This window comes from Microbacterium sp. p3-SID336, from assembly GCF_025143365.1.
GTDB lineage: Bacteria > Actinomycetota > Actinomycetes > Actinomycetales > Microbacteriaceae > Microbacterium.
Genome location: NZ_JALXPE010000033.1, coordinates 1 through 23,873, shown reverse-complemented (window position 1 = coordinate 23,873; position 23,873 = coordinate 1). Strand labels below are relative to the sequence as shown.

The 23,873-nt window shown below is 71.8% G+C and carries 22 protein-coding genes; 5 read left to right on the top strand and 17 right to left on the bottom strand.

Annotated features, from left to right (window positions below):
- Nucleotides 1–7: 7 nt before the first annotated feature.
- The 4 genes from M3C17_RS11260 to M3C17_RS11245 form a co-directional block, all read right to left on the bottom strand.
- Entirely contained in the window at nucleotides 8–2,650 is a 2,643-nt protein-coding gene (locus M3C17_RS11260; protein ID WP_396820060.1) for a penicillin acylase family protein, read from the bottom strand.
- A 137-nt stretch (nucleotides 2,651–2,787) separates the two neighbouring features.
- Nucleotides 2,788–4,623, bottom strand: a complete 1,836-nt coding sequence (locus M3C17_RS11255) for a YhgE/Pip family protein (protein WP_259977821.1) — start codon at nucleotides 4,621–4,623, stop codon at nucleotides 2,788–2,790.
- Nucleotides 4,620–5,564 (bottom strand): hypothetical protein, encoded by a 945-nt coding sequence (locus M3C17_RS11250; protein ID WP_259977820.1) that lies wholly within the window; start codon nucleotides 5,562–5,564, stop codon nucleotides 4,620–4,622. Before M3C17_RS11250 ends, M3C17_RS11255 begins: the two co-directional genes overlap by 4 nt.
- Nucleotides 5,561–6,187, bottom strand: a complete 627-nt coding sequence (locus M3C17_RS11245; RefSeq protein WP_259977819.1) for a TetR/AcrR family transcriptional regulator — start codon at nucleotides 6,185–6,187, stop codon at nucleotides 5,561–5,563. Before M3C17_RS11245 ends, M3C17_RS11250 begins: the two co-directional genes overlap by 4 nt.
- Nucleotides 6,188–6,413: 226 nt before the next feature.
- On the opposite strand from M3C17_RS11245, the gene M3C17_RS11240 reads away from it, so the two are divergent.
- Nucleotides 6,414–7,106 (top strand): GntR family transcriptional regulator, encoded by a 693-nt coding sequence (locus M3C17_RS11240; RefSeq protein ID WP_259977818.1) that lies wholly within the window; start codon nucleotides 6,414–6,416, stop codon nucleotides 7,104–7,106.
- 176 nt (nucleotides 7,107–7,282) lie between these two features.
- Here M3C17_RS11240 and argG read toward each other — a convergent pair whose 3' ends face one another.
- The 3 genes from argG to M3C17_RS11225 are packed head-to-tail and all read right to left on the bottom strand — an operon-like array spanning nucleotide 7,283 to nucleotide 9,402.
- Nucleotides 7,283–8,728: an argininosuccinate synthase gene (gene argG / locus M3C17_RS11235; RefSeq protein WP_259977817.1), complete on the bottom strand. Its 1,446-nt coding sequence runs from the start codon at nucleotides 8,726–8,728 to the stop codon at nucleotides 7,283–7,285.
- Nucleotides 8,729–8,771: 43 nt separating this feature from the next.
- Nucleotides 8,772–9,188, bottom strand: a complete 417-nt coding sequence (locus M3C17_RS11230; RefSeq protein WP_259977816.1) for a PIN domain-containing protein — start codon at nucleotides 9,186–9,188, stop codon at nucleotides 8,772–8,774.
- A complete protein-coding gene (locus tag M3C17_RS11225) occupies nucleotides 9,172–9,402 on the bottom strand; it encodes an AbrB/MazE/SpoVT family DNA-binding domain-containing protein (protein ID WP_259977815.1) in 231 nt (76 codons plus the stop codon). Before M3C17_RS11225 ends, M3C17_RS11230 begins: the two co-directional genes overlap by 17 nt.
- A 126-nt stretch (nucleotides 9,403–9,528) precedes the next feature.
- Between M3C17_RS11225 and M3C17_RS11220 the strand changes: the two genes are divergently transcribed.
- Nucleotides 9,529–10,236: a ZIP family metal transporter gene (locus tag M3C17_RS11220; RefSeq protein ID WP_259977814.1), complete on the top strand. Its 708-nt coding sequence runs from the start codon at nucleotides 9,529–9,531 to the stop codon at nucleotides 10,234–10,236.
- 104 nt (nucleotides 10,237–10,340) lie between these two features.
- Here M3C17_RS11220 and M3C17_RS11215 read toward each other — a convergent pair whose 3' ends face one another.
- From M3C17_RS11215 to M3C17_RS11175, 9 genes are all read right to left on the bottom strand, one after another.
- Nucleotides 10,341–10,748: a pyridoxamine 5'-phosphate oxidase family protein gene (locus M3C17_RS11215; RefSeq protein WP_259977813.1), complete on the bottom strand. Its 408-nt coding sequence runs from the start codon at nucleotides 10,746–10,748 to the stop codon at nucleotides 10,341–10,343.
- Nucleotides 10,749–10,830: 82 nt separating this feature from the next.
- The gene (locus tag M3C17_RS11210; protein ID WP_259977812.1) at nucleotides 10,831–11,529 is read right to left on the bottom strand and encodes a phosphotransferase family protein; all 699 of its coding nucleotides are present in this window, start codon (nucleotides 11,527–11,529) and stop codon (nucleotides 10,831–10,833) included.
- A gap of 66 nt (nucleotides 11,530–11,595) precedes the next feature.
- The gene (locus M3C17_RS11205) at nucleotides 11,596–12,699 is read right to left on the bottom strand and encodes a DUF4064 domain-containing protein (RefSeq protein WP_259977811.1); all 1,104 of its coding nucleotides are present in this window, start codon (nucleotides 12,697–12,699) and stop codon (nucleotides 11,596–11,598) included.
- Nucleotides 12,693–13,436 (bottom strand): hypothetical protein, encoded by a 744-nt coding sequence (locus M3C17_RS11200; protein WP_259977810.1) that lies wholly within the window; start codon nucleotides 13,434–13,436, stop codon nucleotides 12,693–12,695. The genes M3C17_RS11205 and M3C17_RS11200 overlap by 7 nt, the downstream gene beginning before the upstream one ends.
- The gene (locus M3C17_RS11195) at nucleotides 13,433–14,497 is read right to left on the bottom strand and encodes a VWA domain-containing protein (protein WP_259977809.1); all 1,065 of its coding nucleotides are present in this window, start codon (nucleotides 14,495–14,497) and stop codon (nucleotides 13,433–13,435) included. The genes M3C17_RS11200 and M3C17_RS11195 overlap by 4 nt, the downstream gene beginning before the upstream one ends.
- Nucleotides 14,494–15,480 (bottom strand): VWA domain-containing protein, encoded by a 987-nt coding sequence (locus M3C17_RS11190; protein ID WP_259977808.1) that lies wholly within the window; start codon nucleotides 15,478–15,480, stop codon nucleotides 14,494–14,496. Before M3C17_RS11190 ends, M3C17_RS11195 begins: the two co-directional genes overlap by 4 nt.
- A complete protein-coding gene (locus M3C17_RS11185; protein WP_259977806.1) occupies nucleotides 15,471–15,959 on the bottom strand; it encodes a hypothetical protein in 489 nt (162 codons plus the stop codon). Before M3C17_RS11185 ends, M3C17_RS11190 begins: the two co-directional genes overlap by 10 nt.
- The gene (locus M3C17_RS11180) at nucleotides 15,946–16,833 is read right to left on the bottom strand and encodes a DUF58 domain-containing protein (RefSeq protein WP_259977804.1); all 888 of its coding nucleotides are present in this window, start codon (nucleotides 16,831–16,833) and stop codon (nucleotides 15,946–15,948) included. The genes M3C17_RS11185 and M3C17_RS11180 overlap by 14 nt, the downstream gene beginning before the upstream one ends.
- Before the next feature lie 10 nt (nucleotides 16,834–16,843).
- Nucleotides 16,844–17,809, bottom strand: coding sequence for a MoxR family ATPase (locus M3C17_RS11175; RefSeq protein WP_259977855.1), 966 nt, complete (start codon nucleotides 17,807–17,809; stop codon nucleotides 16,844–16,846).
- Nucleotides 17,810–18,185: 376 nt separating this feature from the next.
- Between M3C17_RS11175 and M3C17_RS11170 the strand changes: the two genes are divergently transcribed.
- Both M3C17_RS11170 and M3C17_RS11165 read left to right on the top strand, forming a co-directional pair.
- Nucleotides 18,186–19,757 carry a hypothetical protein gene (locus M3C17_RS11170; protein WP_259977803.1) on the top strand — a complete coding sequence of 524 codons (1,572 nt, stop codon included), beginning with the start codon at nucleotides 18,186–18,188 and terminating at the stop codon, nucleotides 19,755–19,757.
- Nucleotides 19,754–21,325 (top strand): NAD(P)-dependent oxidoreductase, encoded by a 1,572-nt coding sequence (locus tag M3C17_RS11165; RefSeq protein WP_259977802.1) that lies wholly within the window; start codon nucleotides 19,754–19,756, stop codon nucleotides 21,323–21,325. Before M3C17_RS11170 ends, M3C17_RS11165 begins: the two co-directional genes overlap by 4 nt.
- Here the strand turns inward: M3C17_RS11165 and M3C17_RS11160 are convergent.
- Complete coding sequence (locus tag M3C17_RS11160; protein ID WP_259977801.1) at nucleotides 21,300–22,235, bottom strand: DMT family transporter; 936 nt, start codon at nucleotides 22,233–22,235, stop codon at nucleotides 21,300–21,302. The genes M3C17_RS11165 and M3C17_RS11160 overlap by 26 nt on opposite strands.
- Nucleotides 22,236–22,466: 231 nt before the next feature.
- Between M3C17_RS11160 and M3C17_RS11155 the strand changes: the two genes are divergently transcribed.
- Nucleotides 22,467–23,873: NAD(P)-binding domain-containing protein (locus M3C17_RS11155; RefSeq protein ID WP_259977799.1), on the top strand; the 1,407-nt coding region annotated here is incomplete at its 3' end.

Here is a 23,873-nt window from a genome sequence, read left to right as displayed (position 1 = left end):
GCGCTTCTCAGCCGGCGGGCGCGAGCACCAGGGTGTCCCTGGTCGCGGCGTCCACCGCCTCGTCGGTGTAGGCCCAGGGTCGCTGGACGCCCGAGGCCCAGTCGGCCGTCTGGTCCACGTAGTGCTCGTGGTAGGCGTGGCCGGAGGCGCCGGTGAGGTGGATCCAGGTCGAGGCGTCGAAGTCGTCCAGGTCGACCACCATGCGCATGGACGGCACCGTGGTGGTGGCGTAGGACACCCCGAGCTGCCACCCGGTGGCGTCCACCACGGACGCTCCGCCGCCCACGGGGTACGGTCCGCGGTTGAACAGCGCCTCGATGGGCGCGATGCCGGACGAGCCGAACGTGTCGCTGCGCAGCGTGATGGCGTGCAGGTCGCCCCAGTTCCACCGCGCGACGTCCGTGCCCTGCAGCGCGGACAGCTCGTCGTAGGCCTCTTCGGCGGAGAGAGCGAGCATCGACTCCCTGCTGTCGACGTCGAGCTGGGCGTTGCGCCACAGCGGGTCGGACGGGTCGTCCAGCATGTCGCCGACGACGGTGAAGAGCCGGCCCTGGCCGTCGATGGGAAGCGGCTGCTCCCGCTCGGCGAAGAGGTTCTGCACGAGGTTGGACCACAGCACGTTCGCGTACGCCGCGGCTGCCGAGTCCTTCGTGTTCTGCGCGTCCCATGAGCGCAGCAGGTCGACGGCCGCACGGGGGCCGGCGCCGTCCACGTCGATCTCGGACATCGCAGCGGCCAGCTGCTTGCCGATCCACATCTCGCCGTCCATCTGGATGTCGCGCATGTCCTGCGCGGTGAGCGGGGCCGCGGCGGCACGACGCTCGATCAGGTGGGCGATGCGTGCGGCGCGGTACCCCTGGTCCCAGTCGCGGGAGAGGAAGTGCTCGTAGTCGTCCGTGACGATCGCGTTGTTGGCGGTGACGATGTAGCCCGACGTGGGGTTGTACGCCACCGGCAGTTCGTCGAACGGGATGTACCCGGTCCAGTCGTAGCTGCTGTCCCAGCCCGGCTGCGGCATCCATCCGTCGCCGGCGCCGCGGATGGGCAGTCGCCCGGGGGTCTGGTAGCCGATGTTGCCCTCGACGTCGGCGTAGATGAGGTTCTGCGCAGGCACGTCGAACAGCGAGGCGGCGCGGCGGAAGTCGTCGAAGTCCTGCGCGGTGGACAGCGCGAAGATGGCGGTCGCGGTGGTGCCGGGGTCGAGGGCGGTCCAGCGCAGGCTCACCGCGTACTCGGCGGCGTCCGAGCCGGGGGCCGCCGGTGCCGCGCCCTCGGCGCCGAGCGCGGGGGCGGGGTCTTCGGCGATGGCGGTGAAGTCGTCGGTGAGGCCGGAGATGATCGGCCCGTGCACGGTCGAGCGGATCGTGAGCTCGATGTCGTCGCCCCCGGCGACCGCGATCGTCTCCGTGCTCTCCTCCAGCGGCACCAGCGCGCCGTCTCGCCAGTAGGAGTCGCCCTCGATGCGCTCCACGTACAGATCGGTCACATCGGTGGTGAGGTTGGTGAAGCCCCAGGCGACCTGCTGGTTATGGCCGATGACGATCCCCGGGAGGCCGGAGAACGAGAACCCGCCCACGTCGAACGGGCAGTCCGCGTCGACGGTCGAGCACTTCAGCTGCACCTGGTACCAGACGGAGGGCAGCGAGGCGCCGAGGTGCGGGTCGTTGGCGAGCAGTGGCATGCCCGAGGCCGTGAGCTCTCCCGACACGACCCAGGAGTTCGAGCCGATCCCTTCGCCCGCGTCGCCCACGAGCAGGCTCGCCGCCTCGATCACGCTCGCCGCCTCCTGCCACTCGACGGTGGTGTCAGCCGGCTGGGTCTGCCCGCCCTGACCGCCCGTGTCGAAGGCGACGGGGTCGGCGTCGTTCTCCAGCGGGTCCACGGTCGAGATCTTCGGCACGATCACGGGGTTCCGGTCGAACGGGTAGTCGGGGTAGAGCTTCGCCAGCAGCGCACGGGTGTCCTCGGCGCCGGAGCCCTCGGCGAGGTCGGCGGTGAGCAGGGCGCGCTCGGTCTCGTCCTCGACGTTGGTGCGGAGGTCCCAGGCCATGGCCTTGAGCCAGGCGACCGAGTCGGCCGGCTCCCAGGGCTCGGGCTCGTAGTCGGCGTTCTGCAGCCCGAGCACGGCGTACTCCAGCGACAGCTCGGCGCCGGAGCGCGTCGACAGGTACGCGTTGACGCCGTCGGCATAGGCCTCGTAGTAGCCGCGGGTCACGTCGTCCATCGCCTCGACCTCGGCTTCGGCGACCTTGCGCCAGCCGAGCGTGCGGAGGAACGCATCCGTATCCGCCTGGGACTCGCCGAACAGCTCGGCCACCCGGCCTGCGGTGACGTGTCGACGGAAGTCCATCTCGAAGAAGCGGTCCTGCGCGTGCACGAAGCCCTGTGCGAAGAACAGGTCGTCCGAGGTGTCGGCGGTGATGGTGGGCACGCCGCTCGCGTCGCGCTGCACAGTCACCTCGGCGCTCAGGCCCTCCAGCTGCGTCGTTCCGGAGGTCTGCGGGAAGGAGCGCTGGATGGTCCAGGTGACGAAGAACGCGGCGGCCACCGCGACCACCACGACCGCGGCGACGACGAGGAAGGCGATGCGTCCGATGCGAGCGGCCAGCGAGGGGCGGGCGGGTGCGGGGGACGCCGGTGAATCGGTCATCATCGTCGAGAACTCTTCCGGGTAGCGAGAGGTGGGACTCAGTTCCACCGTGTCCCGGTGCGCGTTTCAGGGGCCGCGCTCTCGAATCCTAGCCGCACGGGCGCTCGCCGCGGGGGTTCCGCGGACGAGCACCCTGCTCATCCGATCAGGCTCGGCTGCAGGTCGCGCAGCGTGCGGCGGTGCGTCATGCGCGTGACGCCGATCGCCGCGAGCACGAGGGCGCCGACGAGCCAGGTGCCCAGCACGGCCAGATCCCAGCCGGCACGGGCGTAGTCGCCGCCGTACATGAGCTGGCGCATGGCGTCGACCACGTAGCCGAGCGGGAGCACGTGATGCAGTGCCGCCAGCGGCGCGGGGAGCGTCTGCCACGGGAAGGTGCCGCCGGCCGTGACCAGCTGCAGCACCATGAGCACCAGGCCGAGGAACTGCCCGACCGAGCCCAACCAGACGTTCAGCGTGAGGATGATCGCGGCGAACGTCGCGGAGGCGAACATCATCACGCCGAGCGTCCCGAGCGGGTGGTCGAATGTGAAGCCGAGCGTGAGGGCGAGGATGCCCATCAGGCCGAGCATCTGCACGGCGCCGAGCATGGCCGGAGTCAGCCAGCCGGCGAGCGTGATGCGGATCGGCGAGTGCAGCGCCGTCACCGCGCGACGGGAGATCGGCTTGACGATCAGGAACAGCGCGTAGATGCCGATCCACGCGGAGAGGGCGGCGAAGAACGGTGCGAGCCCCGCACCGTAGTCCTCGGCGGAGGCGACCTTGTCGCTGGACACCTTCACGGGATCGGCGATCGTGTCGGCCTGCAGCGTGCGCAGCTCGGGAGTGGACGCGGGGATGGCCTGCACGCCGTCGGCGAGCCCGTCGCGCAGCTCGACCGTGCCGGACGACAGCGTGGCGAGACCGTCGCGCAGCTGGGCGGCACCGCTGTTCGCGGCGGCGGCGCCCGAGGCCACGGTTCCGGCCCCACTCGCGAGGTCGTTCGCTCCGGAGGCCAGGGCCGCGGCACCCGCGGCGAGCTGATCGACGTTGCCCACGGCGCTCTGCACCTGTGCGTTGCCCTCCTGCAGCCGACTGCCGAGCGGGTCGAGCCGCGCGAGCACCTGATCGATCTCCTCGGGGGTCAGGCCCTGCTGGGCGAGGACGTCGGCGATGTCCGTCCGCACCTGCGGCAGCGCGTCCGTGGCCTGCTGGACGGCGGCTCCGGCCCGGTCGGCGACGTCGGCGAGCTGCTGATTGCCCGCACTCACCTGCTGTGCGCCGCTCGCGAGGGTCTGCGCGCCCGCGGCGAGCTGGGCCGTGCCGTCGGCGAGCTGGGCCGTGCCGTCGGCGAGGGTCGCGCTGCCGCTGGCCGCCGTGCCGGCGCCGTCGGCGAGCTGGGTGGCGCCGTCGGTGGCCGTGATGAGGCTGTCCCGCACATCGCTGAGACCGGTCAGCAGGCGCTCCGCCGCCTCGCTGCCGACCATCTCGGCGACGGAGCTGCGGATCTTCTCCACCGCCTGCGTGCCCATCGAGGAGGCGAGGTAGTTGTTGGCGTCGTTGGTCTCCAGCTCGATGCGGGCCTGGTGCGGGTCGTCGCCGGCGGCGGAGGTCAGGGCGGCGGAGAAGTCCGCGGGGATGGTGACCGTGAAGTCGACGGTGCCGTGTCGCAGGGCGTCCGCGGCCTCGTCCGCGCTCATCCGCTGCCAGTCGAACGCGTTGCCCTCGATGAGGTTGTCGGCCACGTCCTCGCCGTAGTTGACGGTCTCCCCGGTCGCGGGTTCGGTGCCGGCGGTGGGAGCGGGCGCGCCCTCGTCGTCGACGACGAGGGCGACCGGCACCTCGGGGAACTTGGCGTACGGATCCTGGTTGGCCCACAGGTACAGGCCTCCGTAGAGGATCGGGACGCACACGAGGGCGACGAGCGCGAGGATGCCCATGCGGCTCGCGGTCAGGCGACGCAGCTCGGCGGCGATCATGGATGGCACCTTCATCGCTCGTCCTCCTTCTCGTTCGTCGCGGGTGCAGTGGAATCCGTTGCGGGATCGGCCGTGGGGGCGGCCGTTCGGGCGGGATTCGCCGTAGGGCCGGGGCCGGGGCCGGGGCCGGTCGCGCCGTCGGGATCAGTCGCAACGTCCGGGCCGAGGTCGGTTGCCGCGACGGGATCTGTCGTGGGATCGACGGCAGGGCCAGGATTCGCGTCGGGCTCGGTCGCAGCGCCGGCGCCGGCGTCGGGGTGAGCCGCGGGATCAGGGCCGGAATCAGCCGCGGGGTCGGGGTCGGGCTCGGGAGCCGACAGCACGAGGGGCTCGATCGGGCCGGAGGCGTTCACCGCGTCGAGCTCATGCATGCGTTCGAGCGCGACGGCCGCCGATCCGCCGACGATCACGAGCATCGCGTAGCCGCGGTCGGCGAACTCCTCGGCGATGCGCCACCAGCCGTCCGGGCTCCCGCCGTGCCGGTCGGGGGCCACGAGCACGATGGCCTCGACGCCCTCCCGCAGCACTGCCAGCTCGCACAGGATCCGCACGCGTGCGGCCGGGTCGATGCTGCCGATCGGCACCGACGCCAGCTCCTCGAAGCCGACCCTGGCGAGCCAGCGGCGGGCGTGCAGCGGAGTCGCGCCGACGCCGGCGAACATCAGCTCCTCGCCGACCACCCCGGCGAGGGCGATGTCGGGGTGCGGGTCGCTGACGTCCGGTGCGTCGACCAGGGCCACGCGGTGGCGCAGCTGCTTCGGGTTCGGCGCGCCGTCGAGGTGCACGTGTCCGGTGTCGGAACGCATGCGGCCGCTCGCGATCAGGCCGAGCACCGTGGGTCGCTGCTCGGTCTCGGCGAGGGCGTAGCGGACCGCGCCGGTGTGGAACTCCAGGCTCATCGTGGGAAGCGCCTGTCCGTTCCGGCCCTTGCTCACCTCGTGCAGGGTGATCCTCATGCGCGCACCTCCCGGTCGGCCGCGGCGATGTCGGGATGCGCCGCCAACAGCTCGTCCGCCTCGCGCCACGAGAGCCCGGCGATGCTCAGCACGGAGCGCACGGCGAGGTCGCCGGCACCGGTCGAGTCGGCGTCGGTGCGCGACACGACGGCCCGCGCCATCTCCTCGATCAGCCGGGCGACGACGGGGGCGGCAAGGTCGGTGCGGAAGCTGCCGTCGTCCTGCCCGCGCTGCACCAGCGCGGCGAGGGCGCTGCGCAGCGGGGCCAGGGCCTGCGCCGTGTGCGCGACATGCGTCTCGTCGAGCGCGAGGGCTGCGGCGACCTGCACGTGGGCGGCCTCCTGCCAGAGGCGCGCGGCAAGACGAGCCAGCGCGACGCGGGGGTCGTCGTCGTGCACGGACGCGGCGATCGCGTTGAAGCGCTGGGCTCCGCTGGAGACGAGCTCGCGGATGAGGGCGTCGCGGTCGTCGAAGTGACCATAGAGCGTGCGGCGGGAGAGGCCGGCACTGCGGGCGATGACGTCGATCGACGCGTGCGGGTCGAGGGCGAGCGCGGCGCGGGCGGCGGCGAGGATGCCGGCGCGGTTCTCGACGGCGTCGCGGCGGGGGGCGCGGGTGGACATCCGTCCATGATACTTAAAATGCACATGACTGTGCAAGATAATGGAGGGTTGTGTCCGCGCGACTCTCCGCTGCACACTCGGGGAGTCACAGAAGAGGGTGTGTTATGTTACGCGTTGCGCTCGGGCGCGAGAGAACGGGCGACACGGCCGGGGACACCTGGTGGGGCTGTGGTCCGGAAGCGGCGGGGGGACCGCCATGACGGAGAAGGGGTGCGATGTGCCTGGCATGGACAGTCCGCTGGAACGGCGGACCATGAGCGACGACATCTACAGCAGGCTGCGAGATGCCATCGTCAGCGGCGAACTGCGACCGGGGGAGCGACTGCGCGACTACGAGCTCGCCGAGACTCTCGGCACGTCCAAGACGCCGGTGCGGCACGCGCTCGATCGACTCGCCGAGCACGGGCTGGTCGAGATGCAGCGCAACCGCTTCACCCGGGTGGCCCCCATCGACCTCGAGCAGGTGCGCGACGCGGTCGCCCTCTTCGGCGACATCTGGATCGGCTCGGTCCGGCACGCCACGCGTCACATGCGGTCCGACGACATCGCCTACCTCTCCGAGCTCGCCGACGACATGACATCGGCCGTCCGCGCCGCCGATGTCGCGGCGTTCAGCGGAGCGCTCCGCGCGATCGCCGTGGCGTATGCGCGCTTGGAGGGCAACACCACCCGCACGACCGTGATCGAGTTCCTCGGTCCGCTGATCCGGCGCTTCAGCGCACAGGCGAGCGGTGCGTTCGACTGGGCTGCGATCGACGCCGCGACGCAGGTGATCGGAGAGAGGATGCGCGCGCGGGACGACGTGGGCATGCGTGCCGCCCTGATCGAGCTCTTCGACCAGGTCCTGCCGGCCGTCATCGACCGCGCCGAAGAGCAGGCGCTGCGCCGGGGAGAAGGCGCCGACCACTCCGAGCCCTGAGCGCCCGACGGGCGATCCGCGTCCGACGAGCAAGGACCGCCCGCAGCGCCCGCAGCGCCCGCGTCGCCCCGAGCCCTGAGCGACCAGGAGCGGTGACCGATCGATGGGGAACGACCGGTCCGCCCTCATGACGAAGGGACGCCCGACAGCGCGGGGCGTCCCTTCGTGCAGAGGAGTCAGTCGGTGCCGGAGTCGAAGGCCGCGCCCTCGGAGGCCGTGTCCACGGCGCCCGCCAGCGACTCGTCCGCCTCGGAGATCGAGCCGTGGACCGACTCGGTGATCTCGGCCGACTCGCCGGCCGTCACGCGGCCCACGAGCTCGCCCGTCGCGCCGCCGACCAGGCCGAGGCCCGCGTACTGCTCCAGGCGGGCGCGGGAGTCGGCGATGTCGAGGTTGCGCATGGTGAGCTGGCCGATGCGGTCGACCGGCCCGAAGGCGGCGTCGCCGACCCGCTCCATCGACAGCTTCTCCGGGCCGTACGACAGGTTGGGCGACACGGTGTCGAGGATCGTCCAGTCGTCGCCGCGGCGCAGGCGGATCGTCACGGTGCCGGAGATCGTGGACCCGACCCAGCGCTGGATCGACTCGCGAAGCATGAGCGACTGCGGCTCCAGCCAGCGGCCCTCGTACATCAGGCGGCCGAGTCGGCGGCCCTGCTCGTGGTAGGTCGCGAGGGTGTCTTCGTTCAGAATGCCGTTGACCAGGCGCTCATACGCGATGAACAGCAGCGCCATGGCCGGCGCCTCGTAGATGCCGCGTGACTTCGCCTCGATGATGCGGTTCTCGATCTGGTCGCTCATGCCGAGACCGTGGCGGCCGCCGATCGCGTTGGCCTCCTGCACCAGGGCCACCGGGTCGCTGAACTCCACGCCGTTGATGGCGACCGGCCGGCCGGCGTCGAACGTGACGGAGACGTCCTCGGACTCGATCGCCACGGACGGGTCCCAGAACCTGACGCCCATGATCGGGTCGACGGTCTCCAGCGAGACGTCGAGGTGCTCCAGGGTCTTCGCCTCGTGCGTCGCCCCCCAGATGTTCGCGTCGGTCGAGTAGGCCTTCTCGGCGGAGTCGCGGTACGGGAAGTCGTGGGCGACGAGCCAGTCGCTCATCTCCTTGCGGCCGCCGAGCTCGGTGACGAAGTCGGCGTCGAGCCACGGCTTGTAGATGCGCAGCCGGGGGTTCGCGAGCAGGCCGTAGCGGTAGAACCGCTCGATGTCGTTGCCCTTGTACGTCGAGCCGTCGCCCCAGATGTCCACGCCGTCCTCGCGCATCGCGCGGACGAGCAGCGTGCCGGTGACGGCGCGGCCCAGCGGCGTGGTGTTGAAGTAGGTCTTGCCGCCGGAGCGGATGTGGAACGCGCCGCAGGCCAGGGCGACGAAGCCCTCCTCGACCAGTGCGGTCTTGCAGTCGATCAGCCGCGAGGCCTCGGCGCCGTACTCCAGCGCACGGCCGGGGATCGACGCGATGTCGTCCTCGTCGTACTGCCCCAGGTCGCCGGTGTAGGTGAAGGGCACCGCGCCCTTGTCGCGCATCCACGCGACGGCGACGGAGGTGTCGAGTCCTCCGGAGAAGGCGATGCCGACGCGCTCGCCGACGGGAAGGGACTGGAGGACCTTGGACATGCTCTCCAGTCTATCGGCGGGCGGCGTGTCGCCTTCTCGTGCGTCAGACCAGCCGTGCGTGCACGCCGACGGCCGCATAGGTGCTCATCGCCCGGCGATCGCACGTGAGGAGCGGCACCGCCGCCTCGCGCGCCACCAGGGCGACCAGGGCGTCGTACACCGCGCCACCCGCGATGCCCGCCGCGGCGAACAGTGCCACGGCGCCCCGGGCGGCGGAGACGGAGAGGGGGGCCGACGCGGGAAACGCCCGCTCGATGATCGCGGCGGCGGCCCCGGAGCTCACGCGCGCGGGCCCGGGGAGCCTCGTCAGCACGGAGTACGTCTCGTACGCAGCGTGGCCCGCGAGCCCGAGGACGTGGCCTCGGACGGCAGCGCGGACGGCCTCGTGAGACGGGTGCTGGTCGTGCACGAGGGCGATGGCGGCGCTCGTGTCGAGGAGGAGGTCAGCGCTGGTCGGCAAGGCGCAGCTCGCGGATGTCGTCGGCGGTGAGCGTCGGGCCGCCGGTGATGACCAGGCGCCCGTCCTTCTCGACGACGTTGTCGGGAGGCTGCACCTCGATCCTGATCCCGTTGCCGTCGATGACCATGTCGATGGGGCCGGGGACGAGTCCGATGCGCTCGCGCAGCGCCGCGGGGATCACGACGCGCCCCGCCTTGTCCATGGTCGTGTGCATGGCATCAGACTACCATTCGAGTGGTACTCCGGTGGGTGGACAGACCTCCCCGGTCGGCGGTCCGCATGCTGCGCGCCGCCGGGCGGACGTGAGGAGCCCGTGGGAGAGTGGGCGACGGAGGTGCGCATGGGCGAAGCGGTGCTGTGGGGCGCGGTGGCGGCCGCACCCCTGTTCGTCGGCGCGGTGCTCGCGCTGCTCCGCACCTGGCCGCCGCGCTGGCTCGGCATCGTGCTCGGCTTCGGAGCCGGAGCCCTGATGGCCTCCATCGCCTTCGAGCTGTGGGAGGAAGGGCTCGACCGGGGCGGACCGGTGCCGCTCGTGGCGGGAGTCGCGCTCGGCGCGCTCAGCTACTACATCGCGGCGCGCATCCTCGACGCACGCGCGGCACGCACCAAGGGGGCGGCGGGCGGCGGGCAGCTCGCGGTCGGCGCTCTCCTCGACGGCATCCCTGAGCAGCTCGTGCTCGGCATCGGCCTGGCGTCGGGCGAGCCGGTCAGCATCGCCCTCGTCGTCGCCATCCTCGTGTCGAACCTGCCGGAGTCCATCGGCTCGGCGGCCGACCTGCTCGACGGCGGCATGAACCGCGCCCGAGTGCTGCTGCTGTGGGCGGGGGTCGCCGTGCTGTGCGCAGCGGCCACGGTCGCGGGCTTCGCGCTCGCGAGCGTCACGGGCGACGTGTTCCGCTCCGGTGCGAGTGGCTTCGCAGCGGGGGCGCTCCTGGTCATGCTCGTGGACTCGATGGTCCCGGAGGCCCAGTCGAAGGCCAAGGAGTCCACCGGACTCGCGACCGTGCTCGGCTTCGCGCTCGCCGCCGGACTCGCGTTCGCGGGCTGACCCGCAGGCCCTCGTCCCCGTTCAGCTCGCGGGGACCGCGGTGCGCGCCGGTACCGCAGGCCCTCGTCCCCGTTCAGCTCCTGGGAGTTCGAGCGGGATCGCGCTCAGATCTCGGGGCGAGGCTTCTCCCGCTGCACGCTCCGCCCCGACATGCTCTCGATGCGGAGCAGCAGGGCCAGGTCGCGGTCCTCGCCCGCCCACGGGTGCACGCGCGCCGCGATGCCGACCGCGTCCTCCTCCGGGGCGCGTGACAGCGTGCCGTGCATCAGCACGCTCCACGCGTTCGCCCCGAGCGGGTCGTGGTAGTCCACCTCGAACGCGACGGCCGCCGGCACCGTGGTGACCGCGGCCAGCAGCCCCTCGTGGGAGGTGCGCAGCAGGATGTCCCGGCCGGAGAGCGCGTAGTTCACCGGGTGGATGTGCACCCTGCCGTCGTACTCGAACCCGATGCGGCCGACCGTCGTCGTGGTCAGCAACTCGTAGCACTGTTGTTGATCGAGCTCTCGGATCATCGGTGTCCTCCGTCCCTGTGGCGCCAGTGTAGCCACGGCACCGCGGATCTTCGAGAGGCCCCCGTCCGGTCGGGGCGAGGCCTCACCCGGGCCAGGCGCGCAGATCGGCGGTGAGCTGCGCGAGGTACTCAGCGGGGCCCGCCTCCGTGAACCACAGCCACAGCTCCGCGGCGTGGATCGGGAACCACGCTCGTACGGCGTCGGGGTCGGCGCCGTACCCCGCGATCAGCGCCGCGGCGGAGCGCGGATCCTTGCGGGACGAGCCCCAGACCGCGCGGGACAGCTCGCGCAGCGGGTCGCCGGCGTGGGCGGCCTCCCAGTCCACGACGCCCGTGATGCGTCCGTCGACGGCGAGGAGGTTGCCGTCGGTCCAGTCGCCGTGACAGAAGACCGTGCCGACGGCGGCGGGGATCGCGAGCGGGAGCGCGGGTCCTCCGGCGGCGCGGTACCGGGCGACGATCGCCGCATCGTCCGGCGCGGGCGGGAGGCCCGCCGGGATCTCGACCGCGTGCAGGCGTCGCAGCAGCGCGGCAGAGGCCCGCAGCCCCTCGATCCGGGCGTGCGGGTCCGCATCGTCCAGGCGGGAGCCCGGCAGCTCGGTCATCAGGATCGCGCCAGGACGCTCCTCCACGACCTCCGGCACCGGGAGAGGCGAACCCGCGAGCGCCCGCAGGGCACGGACCTCGGTGTCATGGCGAGCCGGATCCGACAGCCGTTTCTCGACCAGTCGACGCCCGTCGCGTTCGACCAGCCGCACCTTGCCGACCGCCCCCTGTCGCATGCCGCCATCCTCCCACCGCCCTCGTCTCTCCGGGGCGCGCACGCCGCTTGCACTCGCGCCGTGAGGTCACTCGAAGCCGGGGTAGTCCTGGAGCCTCTGCTCGAACTCGGCGCGGTCGGCCTCGCTCAGCACGGCGCTCGCGACCACCACGAGCTGCAGCCCCTCCAGCGGCTCTCCCGTGCGCGCGCTCTGCGCCTCCCGGGCGGTGCGGAAGCCGCCGTCCGTGTCGTTCGAGAGGTCGTGGATGTTGGCGTAGAAGCGCAGCGGGTCGGGGTAGTTCTCCGTGTAGTACTCCCAGGTCGTCTGGGTGCGCGGGTCGTCGCTGCCGTACAGCTTCGCGATCATGGTCGGGTCGATGCCCGAGTTCGCCGGGTCGTTGAACGAGTACAGATCCCACAGCCCGTGGTCCAGCACCACCTGGTTCACGACCTCCATGACCTCGAGCTTGCGGTCGTAGTCCTGCACGGGCTCGTTCGTGGCCCACGCCGGGGTCGTGAACTCGTACAGCATCGACTCGCCGCCGTAGCCGTTGCGCTCGGGGCGGAGATCCTCCGCGCCGACCTGGGTCCACGTGTAGCCGAACTCCGCGGTGAGGCGTTCGCGCACATCGGCGAACAGCGCGTCCGCGGCGGCGCGCACCTCCTCCAGCGACTGCTGGGACAGCGCCTGCTGCGGGTCGGTGCCCTTGATGGCCGGATACGCCTCGGCGTGCCGCTGCTCGGCGGTCTTCACGCCCTCGTAGTTCCCCGATGCCGAGGTACGCAGGGCACTCAGCGCGCCGACCGTGGCCACGTTGAGGAGCACGGTCAGGATGAGGGCGATCGTGCCGAGCCGTCGTCCCCCCGGAGAGAACAGGGCCGCGACGATCACGCCAAGCACCACCAGCTGCACCACGATCATGGTGACGCCGTAGAGCAGGTCCGTGCCGCCGGCGACCATCGCACCGAACAGCACCAGCACGAAGAGGATCGCCGCGACGAGCGCGACCCACCCCAGCGCGTTCGACGGCCGCCGCTCCTGTCCGGGGGACGAGTCCACGGCGGGCGGAGGCGGCGTGAGGTCCGGCTGCTGCCGCTTCGCGCCGCGGTACCCGCCGGGCGGCGGAACCGGGGGAGCGCCTTCCGCCCCGCCGACGTAGCGCGCCCGCCGCCGCTCGTTGTCCGTCACCATGGCCTGTCCGTTCCGGAGCCGCCCGGGTCGTCGCCCTGCTGCTGATCGCGCTCCTGGGTGCCCTGCTGCAGCTTGTCCTGCAGGTCCTGCAGCTTCTCGTCGGACGGCTGCGGCTGCTGCTCCTGCTCCTGCGGTTCCTGAGGCTGCTCCTGCTGCTGTTCCTGCTGCTTCTGCTTCAGCCGGTCCTCGGTGTTGTCGAGGGTGTCCGACATGTCCCGCTCGGGGTCGGGCGACTGCTGCTCCGCCTCCTCGCTGCGGCACTCGTCGGGAGTCTCGACGGTGAGGGTCAGAGCCTCGCCGTACAGCTCGGCGGCCGCGGCGCCGTCGCCGTCCGCCCTCGCGGCATCGCCCTGGCGCTCGACGACGAGGGCGAGGTTGACCCGCACCGCGCACACCTCCAGCCCGGTCGCGAGGTCGAGTGCCTCCTCCAGCTTCTCGCGCGCCTCCGGCAGCTGCTCGCCGCCTGCGAGCGCCGTGCCGATGTTGTACGGCGCCTTGTACGGCTCGAACCAGTTGAGGAACTCCTGTCCGTGGGCCGCGGACTCGGAGCCGGCGAAGTCGTCCACCACGTACGCGGTGACGGACTGATGCGCGAACGCGTACATGCTGAGCAGCTTGCCCACGAAGAACAGTGCGGCGAGGGTGAGCGGCAGCGTGCCGATCGCGACCCAGCGGCGGATGCGGCGGCGACGGCGGTTCTCGCGCAGCAGCGTGGCGGCGTCGTCGTGCACGGTCATGCGGACCCTCCCTCCGTGGGTGCCCCGGTGCGCGCGGCACGGCGGGAGGGGGCCATGCCCCGCAGCCGGGCGATCAGTGTGGTGGCCCTCAGCAGCTCGACGCCGAGGAGGGCGAGCACCACGAGCGCCGCCACCCAGTACAGCTCCGTGACGTTGCCGACCTCGCCGGACTCCGCATAGTTCGTGGTCGTGGACGGAGCCGCCGGGAGCTCGGGCTCGGTATCGGCCGTGCGGTGCTGATAGGGCACCCCGAGCTGATCGGCCATGGTCTGCAGATTCTGCTCGTCGATGACCGAGAGCGCGTCGGCGCCCTGGTACTGGATGTACTCGCTGCCACCCTCGCCGAGACCGCCGGTGGTGACGCGCATCGGCCCTCCCTCGGCGGTGCCGTAGCCGAACACGGCGCCGCCGTCGATGTAGCGGGCGCTGTCGGCGAAGGACTCGGGCGTGCTGCCGGTGGTCTGCTCCCCGTCGCCGAAGGTGAACACCATGCGGGAGCGGTCGGGCGACGAGGCGGCCGCGGCGGCGAGGGTGTCGCTCAGCAGCGCGGCGGGGACGCCGATCGACGAGCCGCGCGACTGGCTGGTGACCTCGGGGCGCAGCACGTCGAGCGACCCGATCAGTGCGGTCGCATCCGTCGTCAGCGGCATCCGCAGCTCGGCGGCCGCATCCGCCGTGATGAGGGCGAAGCGGGCGCCCGGATATTCGGCCACGAGCTCGCGCACGTCCGCACGCACGCCGTCGAGCCGCGGGGTGCCGTCGCCCCAGTCCTCCGCCACGATGCTCGCCGTGGTGTCGACCACCAGCACGATGTCGGTGTCGGTCGCGAGGGTCTGCGTGCTGCCGCCGGGGATGCCGGGACGCAGCAGCATCGCGAAGCAGGCCAGCACCATCACCACGCGCATCGCCCACAGCGAGCGGTGCGCCGCGAGGGCCTTCGGGTCGGTCACGGGCTCGCCGCCGACGCGCGGAGGCCGCACCAGCACCCAGATCGCGACACCGGCGACGGCGGCGCACAGCACGACGACGAGCACGAGGGGGAGCACGGGCTGGAAGATCACAGGCGCACCCTCCAGACCACGAGCACGAAGCCGAGCGCCGCGATCGACAGCAGCGCGATCCACAGGTCGGGGGAGTCGGACCACACGACCTGGGCTTCTCCGCGCAGCGCGGTCGCCTCCTGCTCCTGCACTTGGTCGACGATGTCGGACACGGTCGTGGTGTCGCGGAGACCGAAGGCGGCCCCGCCCGTGGCCTCGGCGGCCGCGGTCAGCTCGGCGCTCACCGTGGCGTCCTTGCCCTGCACGGGGTTGATGGCGAACACGCGGACGCCCTTCGACGCGGCGTAGGCGGCCGCCTCGTCGAGCGTGACGATCGAGGCGCCGTTGACCTCGTTGTCCGTGGCGAAGACGACCGAGCGCGAACGGTCGTCATCCGGGTGATCGAAGCCCATCGTGCAGGCGGCCAGTCCGTCGCCGATGAGCGAGGCGCCGTCGCCGTTCAGCGTGCCGACCCAGTGCTCGGGAATCTTGTCCACGTAGTCGAAGCTCTTCATCATGCTCGCCAGGTGTTCGCGGATGAAGTCGTAGTCGTCCGTGAGCGGGAAGATCTGCACGGGGGAGCTGTTGAAGATGGTCAGCCCGATGCGCTCGCCCTCGAAGCCGTCGAGCAGCTCGTCGAACACCGACAGCACCTCCACGTCGACCTCGGACATGGAGCCGGAGACGTCCAGGCAGAGCATGATGTCGCGGCTCGTGTCCACGGGCTGGATGGTCTGCGCCGACATCGGCCGCGCCGCCACCACCCCCGCCGTGAGCGCCGCGACCGCACCGAGCGCGAGGATGCCGGACAGCGCGAGCACGCGCCGGGACAGCGCCTGGCGGAACGAGGGCAGCGCCCGCAGCCGTTCCGCCCTGGCCACGCGGGCGGTGTCGGCCGCGCGCGGACCGCCGCGGCGGCGCAGGCCGAGCGCGAGGCCGACGCCGACGGCCACCACGACCACGGCCGCGGCGAGGATCACCATCCACGCGTTCGCTAGTGCCATGCGCGCACCACCGTCCGCGCTGCGGCGGCCCCGGCGACCGGGTCGATCGACGGCCCCTGCCGGAAGATGCTCGGGTAGTAGTGGCGGCCCATGGCATCGATCAGAGACGGGTGGACGCCTCGGGCGACCAGGTCGTCGAGCGCGAGCACGGGCGCCTCCAGGCCGCTGTACTCGTTCACGAACGCGCGCACCACGCGGCTGAGCTCGAGGTTCGCCTGCCGCGCGCTCAGGCGGCGCCCGCGGTAGTCGTCCTCCACCCGCTGGATGCGCTCGAGGTATTCGGTGCGCAGCTGCGACAGCACGTCGAGCGTGGTCGGCGTCGCTGTGCCGGCGGGTGCGGCGGCTCCGGTGCGCCGGGGGCGCGTGAGCACGATCAGCAGCCACGCGCCGAGGATGAGCAGCGCGAGGATGCCGAACGCGAGCAGCATCCACCCCCAGCCGTACTGGGCCGGCGGGTAGAGCTCGTCAGAGCCGGGCATGCGACCTCCGGTTCAGCAGCCGCAGCAGCTGGGCCACGGCGGCCTCCTGCCCGTCCAGCACCGCGTGGCTGATCTCCATGCGCGTGAGGAGGTCGGCGAGGCGGGCGGCGTCGGCGTCGCGCTGGGCGGTCAGCTCCTGCACGATGCTCCGGTCGCCCTGCACGAAGTCCGGAACCTGCCACTGGCTGTCGACGTCGGCGCGCAGCCGTCCGGTGCGGTGGTCGAGCACGGGGTCGGCGTCGCGGAGCGTGATCCACAGCACGTCGTGCTGGACGCGCAGCCGCCGCAGCATCCGCTCGGTCTCCGTCGACACGGGGGCCTCATCGGTCAGCACGACCACGATCATGCGTCGGGAGATCGTGCGCGTCACGAAGGAGAGCAGCGCGTCGCGGTCGCTCGGGGCCGTGCTGTCGTCCACGGCCCGGTCGATCGTGCGCAGCGCGTGCTCCAGTGCGCCCTCGCTGCGTCCGGGTGCGAGCCTCCGCACGCGCGAGGCGTCGCCGTACACGACCGTGAAGTCGTCGCCGTGGCGCAGCGTCAGCACGCCGAGCGCGCCCGTGGCCAGGATCGCCAGCTCCTTCTTCGAGCGCTCGTCGGCGGCGAGGGCGGCCATCGAGCGGCCGGTGTCCACCACGAACATCACGGTGTGCATGCGGGTCGCCCGTGACCGCTTGACCAGCGGAGTGCCCAGACGGGCGGTCGCGCGCCAGTCGATGTCGCGCACCTGATCGCCGTACTCGTAGCGGCGCAGGTCCTCGAAGTCGAGGCTCCGCCCGTGCAGCAGCGACGCGTAGGCGCCGTCGAGCGCGTGCAGCGACTTGCGCGTCGAGTGGATGAAGAGCTTGCTCTTCACCTGCGTGATCAGGCTGGCCATGACGGGTCGCTCAGGGGGTGGGCACGGACGCGAAGATCTGGTCGATGATCTCCTCGCTGCGGATGCCCTCGGCGTCGGCCTCGAACGTGAGCAGCACGCGATGGCGCAGCACGAGGTGCCGCAGCTCGCGGATGTCCTCCGGCAGCACGTGGGCGCGGCCCTTCAGCAGTGCCAGGGCCCTGGATGCCTGCAGGAACGCGATGCTCGCGCGGGGGCTGGCGCCGTACTTGATGAAGCGGGCGCGCTCCTCGCCGATGTACGGAGCGGGGTTCCGCGTGACGTAGGCGATCGACACGATGTAGTTGCGGATCGCGGGGTCGACGTAGATGCGGCTCGCGACGTCCTGCAGCAGGTGCACGTCGTCGAGGGTGACGGCGCTCGTGACATGCCGGTCGGGGTCGAGCACGCCCGAGTCGATGCGGCTGAGGATCTCGAACTCCTCCGCGGGGCTCGGGTACTCCACGATCTCCTTCAGCAGGAACCGGTCCATCTGCGCCTCGGGCAGCTCGTAGGTGCCCTCCTGCTCGATGGGGTTCTGCGTGGCGATGACGAGGAACGGCTTCGGGAGCGGGTGGATCTCGCCGCCGATGGTCGTCTGGTGCTCCTGCATCGCCTCGAGCATGGCGCTCTGCGTCTTGGCGCTCGAGCGGTTGATCTCGTCGAGCAGCACGAAGTTCGCGTGCACAGGGCCGAGCACGGTGCGGAAGGTGCCGGTGGCGGCGTCGTAGATCTGGTTGCCGGTGATGTCGCTCGGCAGCAGGTCCGGTGTGCACTGGATGCGCTTGAACTGCGCCTTCACGGTGTCGGCCAGGGTGCTCGCGGCGGTGGTCTTGGCGAGTCCGGGCACGCTCTCCAGGAGGATGTGGCCGCCCGCGATGAGCGAGACCAGGAGGCTCGTGCGCAGGCGCTCCTGGCCGACCATCTTCGCCGAATACGCGTCGGACACGGTCGCGAGCACGGCGGAGGCCCGCGCCATCTCGGCGTCGTTCGGCGCGGTCTTCGCCTCGGACGCGGCGGCGGCACCGGCGGCAGGCGCAGGGGCGTCGAGCGATGCAGTGCTGGCGGGCGGAGCGGCTGCGGGGGCGAGCGGTGCGGCGGCGGCCGGCGCAGGGGAGGGCGCGGGTGGCGGGGGAGGTGCGGAGAAGGTCGGCGGGGTCTGCGCGTCGGGCTCGGCCATGGGTGTCTCGTCTCCCTCGTTCACACGCGGGACCACGTCGTGCCCCTCCGCCGACCAGCGTAATCGCACGCCGCGGGTGCACGACGGCGACGGGGAGGGCCGTGACTGCCGCACGAAGTGTCGTACTCCGGAATATTCCTGATCAGCCGCACTTTCGTGCATATCCTGGCTTCTTGTGAAGCCCGACACCCCTCCCGTCCCGTCCGAGCCTGCCCGGCGCCCGTGGTTCCGCCGCAGCGCCGCGTGGCTGGCGCTCGCGGCCTTCGTGATCCTGGCCGAACTCGTCGCGCTCCCGCTCGTGCTGGATGCCCGCGCCCCGAGCGCGTCGCCGTCGTGCCCCTCGCGGGAGAAGCTGACCGTCGCGGTCTCGCCCGGGGTGAAGGATTTCGCCGCGTCCGTTCCCGCACCGGACTGCGTCACCGTCGAATTCCGTGACGCCGAGGGGTTCACGGGCGCTCAGCTCCTGGCATCCGGAAAGGCCGACGTCTGGTTGGCGGATTCCACCTACACCGTCGCCGTCGCCGACCCTGCGCTGGTCGAGCGATCCACCGTCGTGGCCCGTCGAGGCGTCGGCCTGGCGGCATCCGCGCAGCTGCGCTCGGCACTCACCGCCGCGCCGAGCTGGGCGCTGGCGCTTCACGCCGACCCCGCGGTTCCCGTGCCGCGGGAGGGGGAGGGCGGAGACTCGTCCGCCGCGGTGATGGGGGCGGCGGGTCCGATCCTCGCCGCGGCCCAGGCCGCGACGGGCGACTCGTACCTGGGTCTCGCGCTGGCGGCGTCGAGCATCAACGACTTCGCCAAGGCGAAGCCGGGTCGCGGGCCCGTGGCCGATGGTGCGCTGCGCATCGGCATGCTCGACCGCCTCCCGGCGGACGACGTGCTTCCGACCGCCGAGGGCATCCCGACCGTCGATGTGCCCGCGGTCCTGCCGACCGGATCGACGTCGCGCACGGCAGTGGCGACGAGGTTCGTCGAGGCGCTCGGAGAGGCGACGAAGGCGAGGAAGAAGCACCACTTCCTCTCGCCGACCGCGACGTCCGTGACGATCGACGGCGTCGAGCTGCCGATGATCGGTGCGGACGAGGGGCCGGCTCTGAACCTCCGGCACGCCCTCGCGGACCCGTCGGTGTTCACCGGCAACATCCTCACGCTCACCGACATCTCCGGGTCGATGGGGCAGCTCTCCCCCGGCCAGACCATGACGGGGATCGACGGCGTGCGCGCGGCGGCCGGCCTCTTCGCCGGATCCATGCCCGGCCACATCACGATCGGCGGCTGGGCGTTCGCCTACCAGCTCGATCCTCCGCGCGACTATGTCGTGTCCACCCCGAGGGGGCCGCTGTCCGAGGTGCGGGACTCGCTGCTCCTCGGCGCCAAGCACCTCGCCGCCGTCCCGGTCGGCACCGCCCTCTACAGCTCGTTCGACGCGGCCTACCGGGACGTGCAGTCGACCTATCAGGAGGGCACGATCAACGCGATCGCCGTGTTCACCGACGGCCGCGACGAAGACGACCCCGGCGCGCTCGACCTGCCGGGAGTGCTCGCCGACATCCAGAGCATCCAGGATCCGGCGCGCCCGATCGTCCCGCTGTTCTTCGCCTTCGGCGATGCCGACATCGAGGCGCTGCACCGGCTCGCCGACCCCCTCGGGGGCCAGGTGCTGAACCTCGCGTCCCCGGCGCAGATCGGCGGCGCGATGATCGCGGCGATCGCCTCCACGGCGCGGATGGACCCGTCGGCCGGATGAGCGGGCGCCATCCGCGGCGACGGAAGAGCCCTGCCCCCGCCGCCGCCACGGGGTCGGTCGCGGGGAACCGGACCGTCCTGCTCACGGGGGCGACCGGGAACTGGGGTCGGGCGACCCTGCGCGCGTTCCGTGAGCACCCGGACATCGTGGTCAAGGCGTTCGTGCTGCCCACGCGCGCCGACCGGGCGGCCCTGCAGGAGTTCCACGACATGGAGAACCTGGAGATCGTCGAAGGCGACCTCACCCGCTTCGACGATGTGCGCGCGGCGGTCACCGGATCAGATGTGGTGCTGCACCTCGCGGCCGTGGTGTCCCCGCACGCCGACGCGCGACCGGAGGAGGCGCGGCGCGTCAACGTCGGCTCGATGCGGAACATCGTGCGCGCCGTGCACGCTCAGCCTGATCCGGCGCGGGTGGCCGTGGTCGGGGTGGGGTCGGTCGCGCAGAGCGGAGACCGCCCTGAGCCCGTGCACTGGGGGCGGGTCGGAGACCCCCTCCGCCCCTCGCTGTTCGACGAGTACGCGCAGTCGAAGATCGTCGCGGAGAGACTGCTGGTCGATTCGGGCCTGCCGCGCTGGGCGTGGCTGCGACAGACGGGCATCCTGCACTCCGGCGTCCTCGCCGTTCGCGACCCGATCATGACGCATGTGCCGCTGTCCGGCGTCATGGAGTGGGTCTCGGCGGAGGACTCCGCCCGCCTCCTGGTCGCGGTGTGTGCGGCGCAGGTGCCCGAGGAGTTCTGGGGCGGCATCCACAATGTCGGCGGTGGGGCGGCGTGGCGGCTCACCAACTGGAAGATGCTCCAGGCGCTCGCGGCGGGTATGGGGGCGGACGACATCCGCGGCTGGTACGACCGGAACTGGTTCGCGCTGCAGAACTTCCACGGACAGTGGTTCACCGACAGCGACCGGCTGGAGGCGCTGGTGCCGTTTCGCCGGGACACCGTCCCGGAGGCGCTCGCACGGGTGTGGGCCGGTGCGCCTGCGGCGGCGCGCCTGGCCGGCACGGTTCCGGCGTGGCTGGTGAAGCACCTCGTGATGCGGCCGCTCGTGCGGCGGCATCGGGGCACGATGCACGCCGTCCGCACCGGCGATGAGGCGGCTCTCCGCGCACACTTCGGCGGTCTCGACGCGTGGCAGCGGATCGGCGGGTGGGACGCCTTCACGCCGCCCGCCCCCTCGCGCACGCCGAAGCTGCTGGACCACGGGTACGACGAAGGGAAGCCGCGGCGCCGCATCGGTCGACGCGACCTGCGTCAGGCTGCCGTCTTCCGCGGTGGGAGTCTGCTCACCGGCGACGTGCGCACCGGCGACCTCGGCACCCCGCTGGTGTGGCGCTGCGGCTTCGGCCACGTCTTCGCGGCGAGCCCCCGGCTGGTCCTGCTCGGGGGGCACTGGTGCCCGGAGTGCGTCGCCGATCCGGCGTCGTATCCGGCGCAGGCCGCGCACAACCGCTTCCTCGCGCAGATCGTCGACCGGTCGTCCGCCGCTGTCAGGCCTGACGCCGTCAGCGCCGCGGACGCAGTCGCCGGGCCTGACGCCGTCAGCGACGTGGACGCAGTCGCGTGATCAGCACCCCGAGCAGACAGAGCGCCCCACCCGCGAACATGAGCGGGGTCGGCACCTCGCCGAGGATCATCCACGACATCAGGATGGCGAGAGCCGGCACCACGTAGGTCGTCGCCGAGGTCTTGCCCGCCGTGCTGCGCTGCAGCACGTACGCCCAGGTGGTGAAGGCGACGGCGGTTGCGAAGACGCCGAGGTAGACGACCCAGAGCGTCGCATCGAGCGGTGCGGTCCGCAGATCGTCGATCAGCGCACCCACCCAGGGGAGCAGGGCCACCGTCCCCGCGACCGCGCCGAGCCAGGTGAGGGTGGTCGCGTCGGCACCCGCGGTCAGCAGGTGCTTCTGCAGCAGCGTGCAGCCCGCGTACATCACGGCCGCGAGCAGGGCGAGCAGCAGTCCGGTGAGGTCGAGGCCTGTGGCGGTGGTGGAGTTCATGCCGATGAGCACGACCCCGAGGAACGCGATCGGCGCGCCGATCACCAACGGCCGCGGGAACCCCTCGCGCAGGAACAGGCCGCTGAAGACCACGACCATGAGCGGCGCGAGGTTGACGACCATCGCCGCGGTGCCCGCGTCGAGCGTGCGCTCGGCACTGTTCAGCGCCAGGTTGTAGACGCAGAACCACCCGACACCCCACACCGCGACGAGCGGAAGGAGCCGTCGCGCGGGCAGGCGGATGCCGTGCCGCAGCGCGATGAGGGTGAGCACGAGCGTGCCGACGGCCATCCGCAGCAGCGCGAGCGCGCCGGGGTCGAAGTGCGGCCCCGCGCCGCGGATGCCGATGAACGCCGAGGCCCAGAGCACCACCGTCACGGCGGCTGCGGCGAACACGAGCGCGCCCTGACCCCGCCCCGCGCGGGTGGTCGCGCCGAGGTTCTCCTGGCCACCCTGCGGCGTCGTGGTCTCTCGCACCGTCCGATCCTGGCACCGACCTCCGACATCGCGCGATGCGACCGAGCGCCAGCCCTCGACGCTTTCCCGCCAGCCCCGCCGCCAGCCCCCGCCGCGGGGCACTGCTAACGTCGAAGAGCAGCCACTGTCCGGGCAGGTCGAGCGTTCCGCTCCCCCCCCGGGGAAGAACTGTCCTCCTCGCCCGGATGTGCGCTGCGCCACATACATGACGGAAGAGTTTGAGGACGATACGTGACGAACAGAGAACGAGTAGCGATCATCGGCGCCGGCCCCTCGGGGATGGCGCAGCTGCGGGCCTTCGAGTCGGCGGCCCGTGCGGGGGCGGAGATCCCCGACCTGGTCTGCTTCGAGAAGCAGGCCGACTGGGGCGGCCAGTGGAACTACACCTGGCGCACCGGACTGGACGAGTTCGGGGAGCCCGTGCACTCCAGCATGTACCGCAACCTGTGGTCGAACGGGCCGAAGGAGGCCCTGGAGTTCGCCGACTACAGCTTCGACGAGCACTTCGGCCGGCCCATCTCCTCGTACCCGCCGCGACCCGTGCTGTGGGACTACATCGCCGGGCGCCTGGAGAAGAGCGACGTGCGCGACCTGATCCGCTTCCAGACCGTGGTCCGCTGGGTGGAGTTCGACGAGGAGCGCGAGGTGTTCCGCGTCACCAGCGAGCACCTGCCCACCGGCACGTCGACGACCGAGGAGTTCGACCGCGTGGTCGTCGCGAGCGGGCACTTCTCCTTCCCCAACGTGCCCACGTTCCCGGGCATCGACACCTTCCCCGGTTCGATCGCCCACGCCCACGACTTCCGCGGTGCGGAGGCGCTCGCGGGCAGGGACGTGCTCGTGATCGGGTCGAGCTACTCCGCGGAGGACATCGGCAGCCAGGCCTTCAAGATGGGCGCCCGCTCGGTGACGGCGAGCTACCGCTCGGCGCCCATGGGCTACGACTGGCCGGAGCGCTTCGAGGAGCGCCCGATGGTGGAGCGGTTCGAGGGGAGTGTCGCGCACTTCGCCGACGGCACCTCGCGTCACGTCGACGCCGTGATCCTGTGCACGGGCTACCTGCACAAGTACCCGTTCCTGCCCGGCGACCTCGCGCTCTCCGGGCCGAACACCGTGTACCCCGACGGCCTGTACCGGGGCGTGCTGTGGCAGGGCAACCCCCGTCTCGCGTACCTGGGCGCGCAGGACCAGTGGTTCACGTTCAACATGTTCGACGCGCAGGCGTGGTTCGTGCGCGACGTGATCCTCGGTCGCATCGCGCTGCCGGACGCGGAGGAGCGCTCCGCGTCGATCGCGGCCTGGCGTGAGCGGTTCGCGCGCATCGACTCCGCGGAGACCGAGATCCGCTTCCAGGCCGACTACATCCGCGATCTGCTGGAGTGCACCGACTACCCCGCGTTCGACCTGGATCGCGTGGTGGAGATCTTCCTGGCGTGGAAGCGCGACAAGAAGAGGGACATCATGGGCTACCGCGACCGCGTGTACCCCTCGGTCATGACGGGCACGGTCGCGGCCGCACATCACACCGCGTGGCTGGAGGAGCTCGACGACTCGCTGGAGCGCTACCTCGACCTCGACCCGGACGGGCGCGGCGCGGCGATGATCGGCGACGAGGCGCGCGACGACGACGACCGGGAG

Bases quoted from the DNA above. Each gene is read 5' to 3' on its own strand.
- M3C17_RS11215 (WP_259977813.1), bottom strand. From the start codon at position 10,748: ATGATCCGAGAGCTCGATCAACAACAGTGCTACGAGTTGCTGACCACG.
- M3C17_RS11185 (WP_259977806.1), bottom strand. From the start codon at position 15,959: ATGCCCGGCTCTGACGAGCTCTACCCGCCGGCCCAGTACGGCTGGGGG.
- M3C17_RS11250 (WP_259977820.1), bottom strand. From the start codon at position 5,564: ATGAGGATCACCCTGCACGAGGTGAGCAAGGGCCGGAACGGACAGGCG.
- M3C17_RS11175 (WP_259977855.1), bottom strand. From the start codon at position 17,809: ATGGCGCGGGCCTCCGCCGTGCTCGCGACCGTGTCCGACGCGTATTCG.
- M3C17_RS11220 (WP_259977814.1), top strand. From the start codon at position 9,529: ATGGGCGAAGCGGTGCTGTGGGGCGCGGTGGCGGCCGCACCCCTGTTC.
- M3C17_RS11205 (WP_259977811.1), bottom strand. From the start codon at position 12,699: ATGGTGACGGACAACGAGCGGCGGCGGGCGCGCTACGTCGGCGGGGCG.
- M3C17_RS11190 (WP_259977808.1), bottom strand. From the start codon at position 15,480: ATGGCACTAGCGAACGCGTGGATGGTGATCCTCGCCGCGGCCGTGGTC.
- M3C17_RS11225 (WP_259977815.1), bottom strand. From the start codon at position 9,402: ATGCACACGACCATGGACAAGGCGGGGCGCGTCGTGATCCCCGCGGCG.
- M3C17_RS11200 (WP_259977810.1), bottom strand. From the start codon at position 13,436: ATGACCGTGCACGACGACGCCGCCACGCTGCTGCGCGAGAACCGCCGT.
- M3C17_RS11165 (WP_259977802.1), top strand. From the start codon at position 19,754: ATGAGCGGGCGCCATCCGCGGCGACGGAAGAGCCCTGCCCCCGCCGCC.
- M3C17_RS11260 (WP_396820060.1), bottom strand. From the start codon at position 2,650: ATGACCGATTCACCGGCGTCCCCCGCACCCGCCCGCCCCTCGCTGGCC.
- M3C17_RS11210 (WP_259977812.1), bottom strand. From the start codon at position 11,529: ATGCGACAGGGGGCGGTCGGCAAGGTGCGGCTGGTCGAACGCGACGGG.
- argG (WP_259977817.1), bottom strand. From the start codon at position 8,728: ATGTCCAAGGTCCTCCAGTCCCTTCCCGTCGGCGAGCGCGTCGGCATC.
- M3C17_RS11240 (WP_259977818.1), top strand. From the start codon at position 6,414: ATGGACAGTCCGCTGGAACGGCGGACCATGAGCGACGACATCTACAGC.
- M3C17_RS11180 (WP_259977804.1), bottom strand. From the start codon at position 16,833: ATGGCCAGCCTGATCACGCAGGTGAAGAGCAAGCTCTTCATCCACTCG.
- M3C17_RS11245 (WP_259977819.1), bottom strand. From the start codon at position 6,187: ATGTCCACCCGCGCCCCCCGCCGCGACGCCGTCGAGAACCGCGCCGGC.
- M3C17_RS11255 (WP_259977821.1), bottom strand. From the start codon at position 4,623: ATGAAGGTGCCATCCATGATCGCCGCCGAGCTGCGTCGCCTGACCGCG.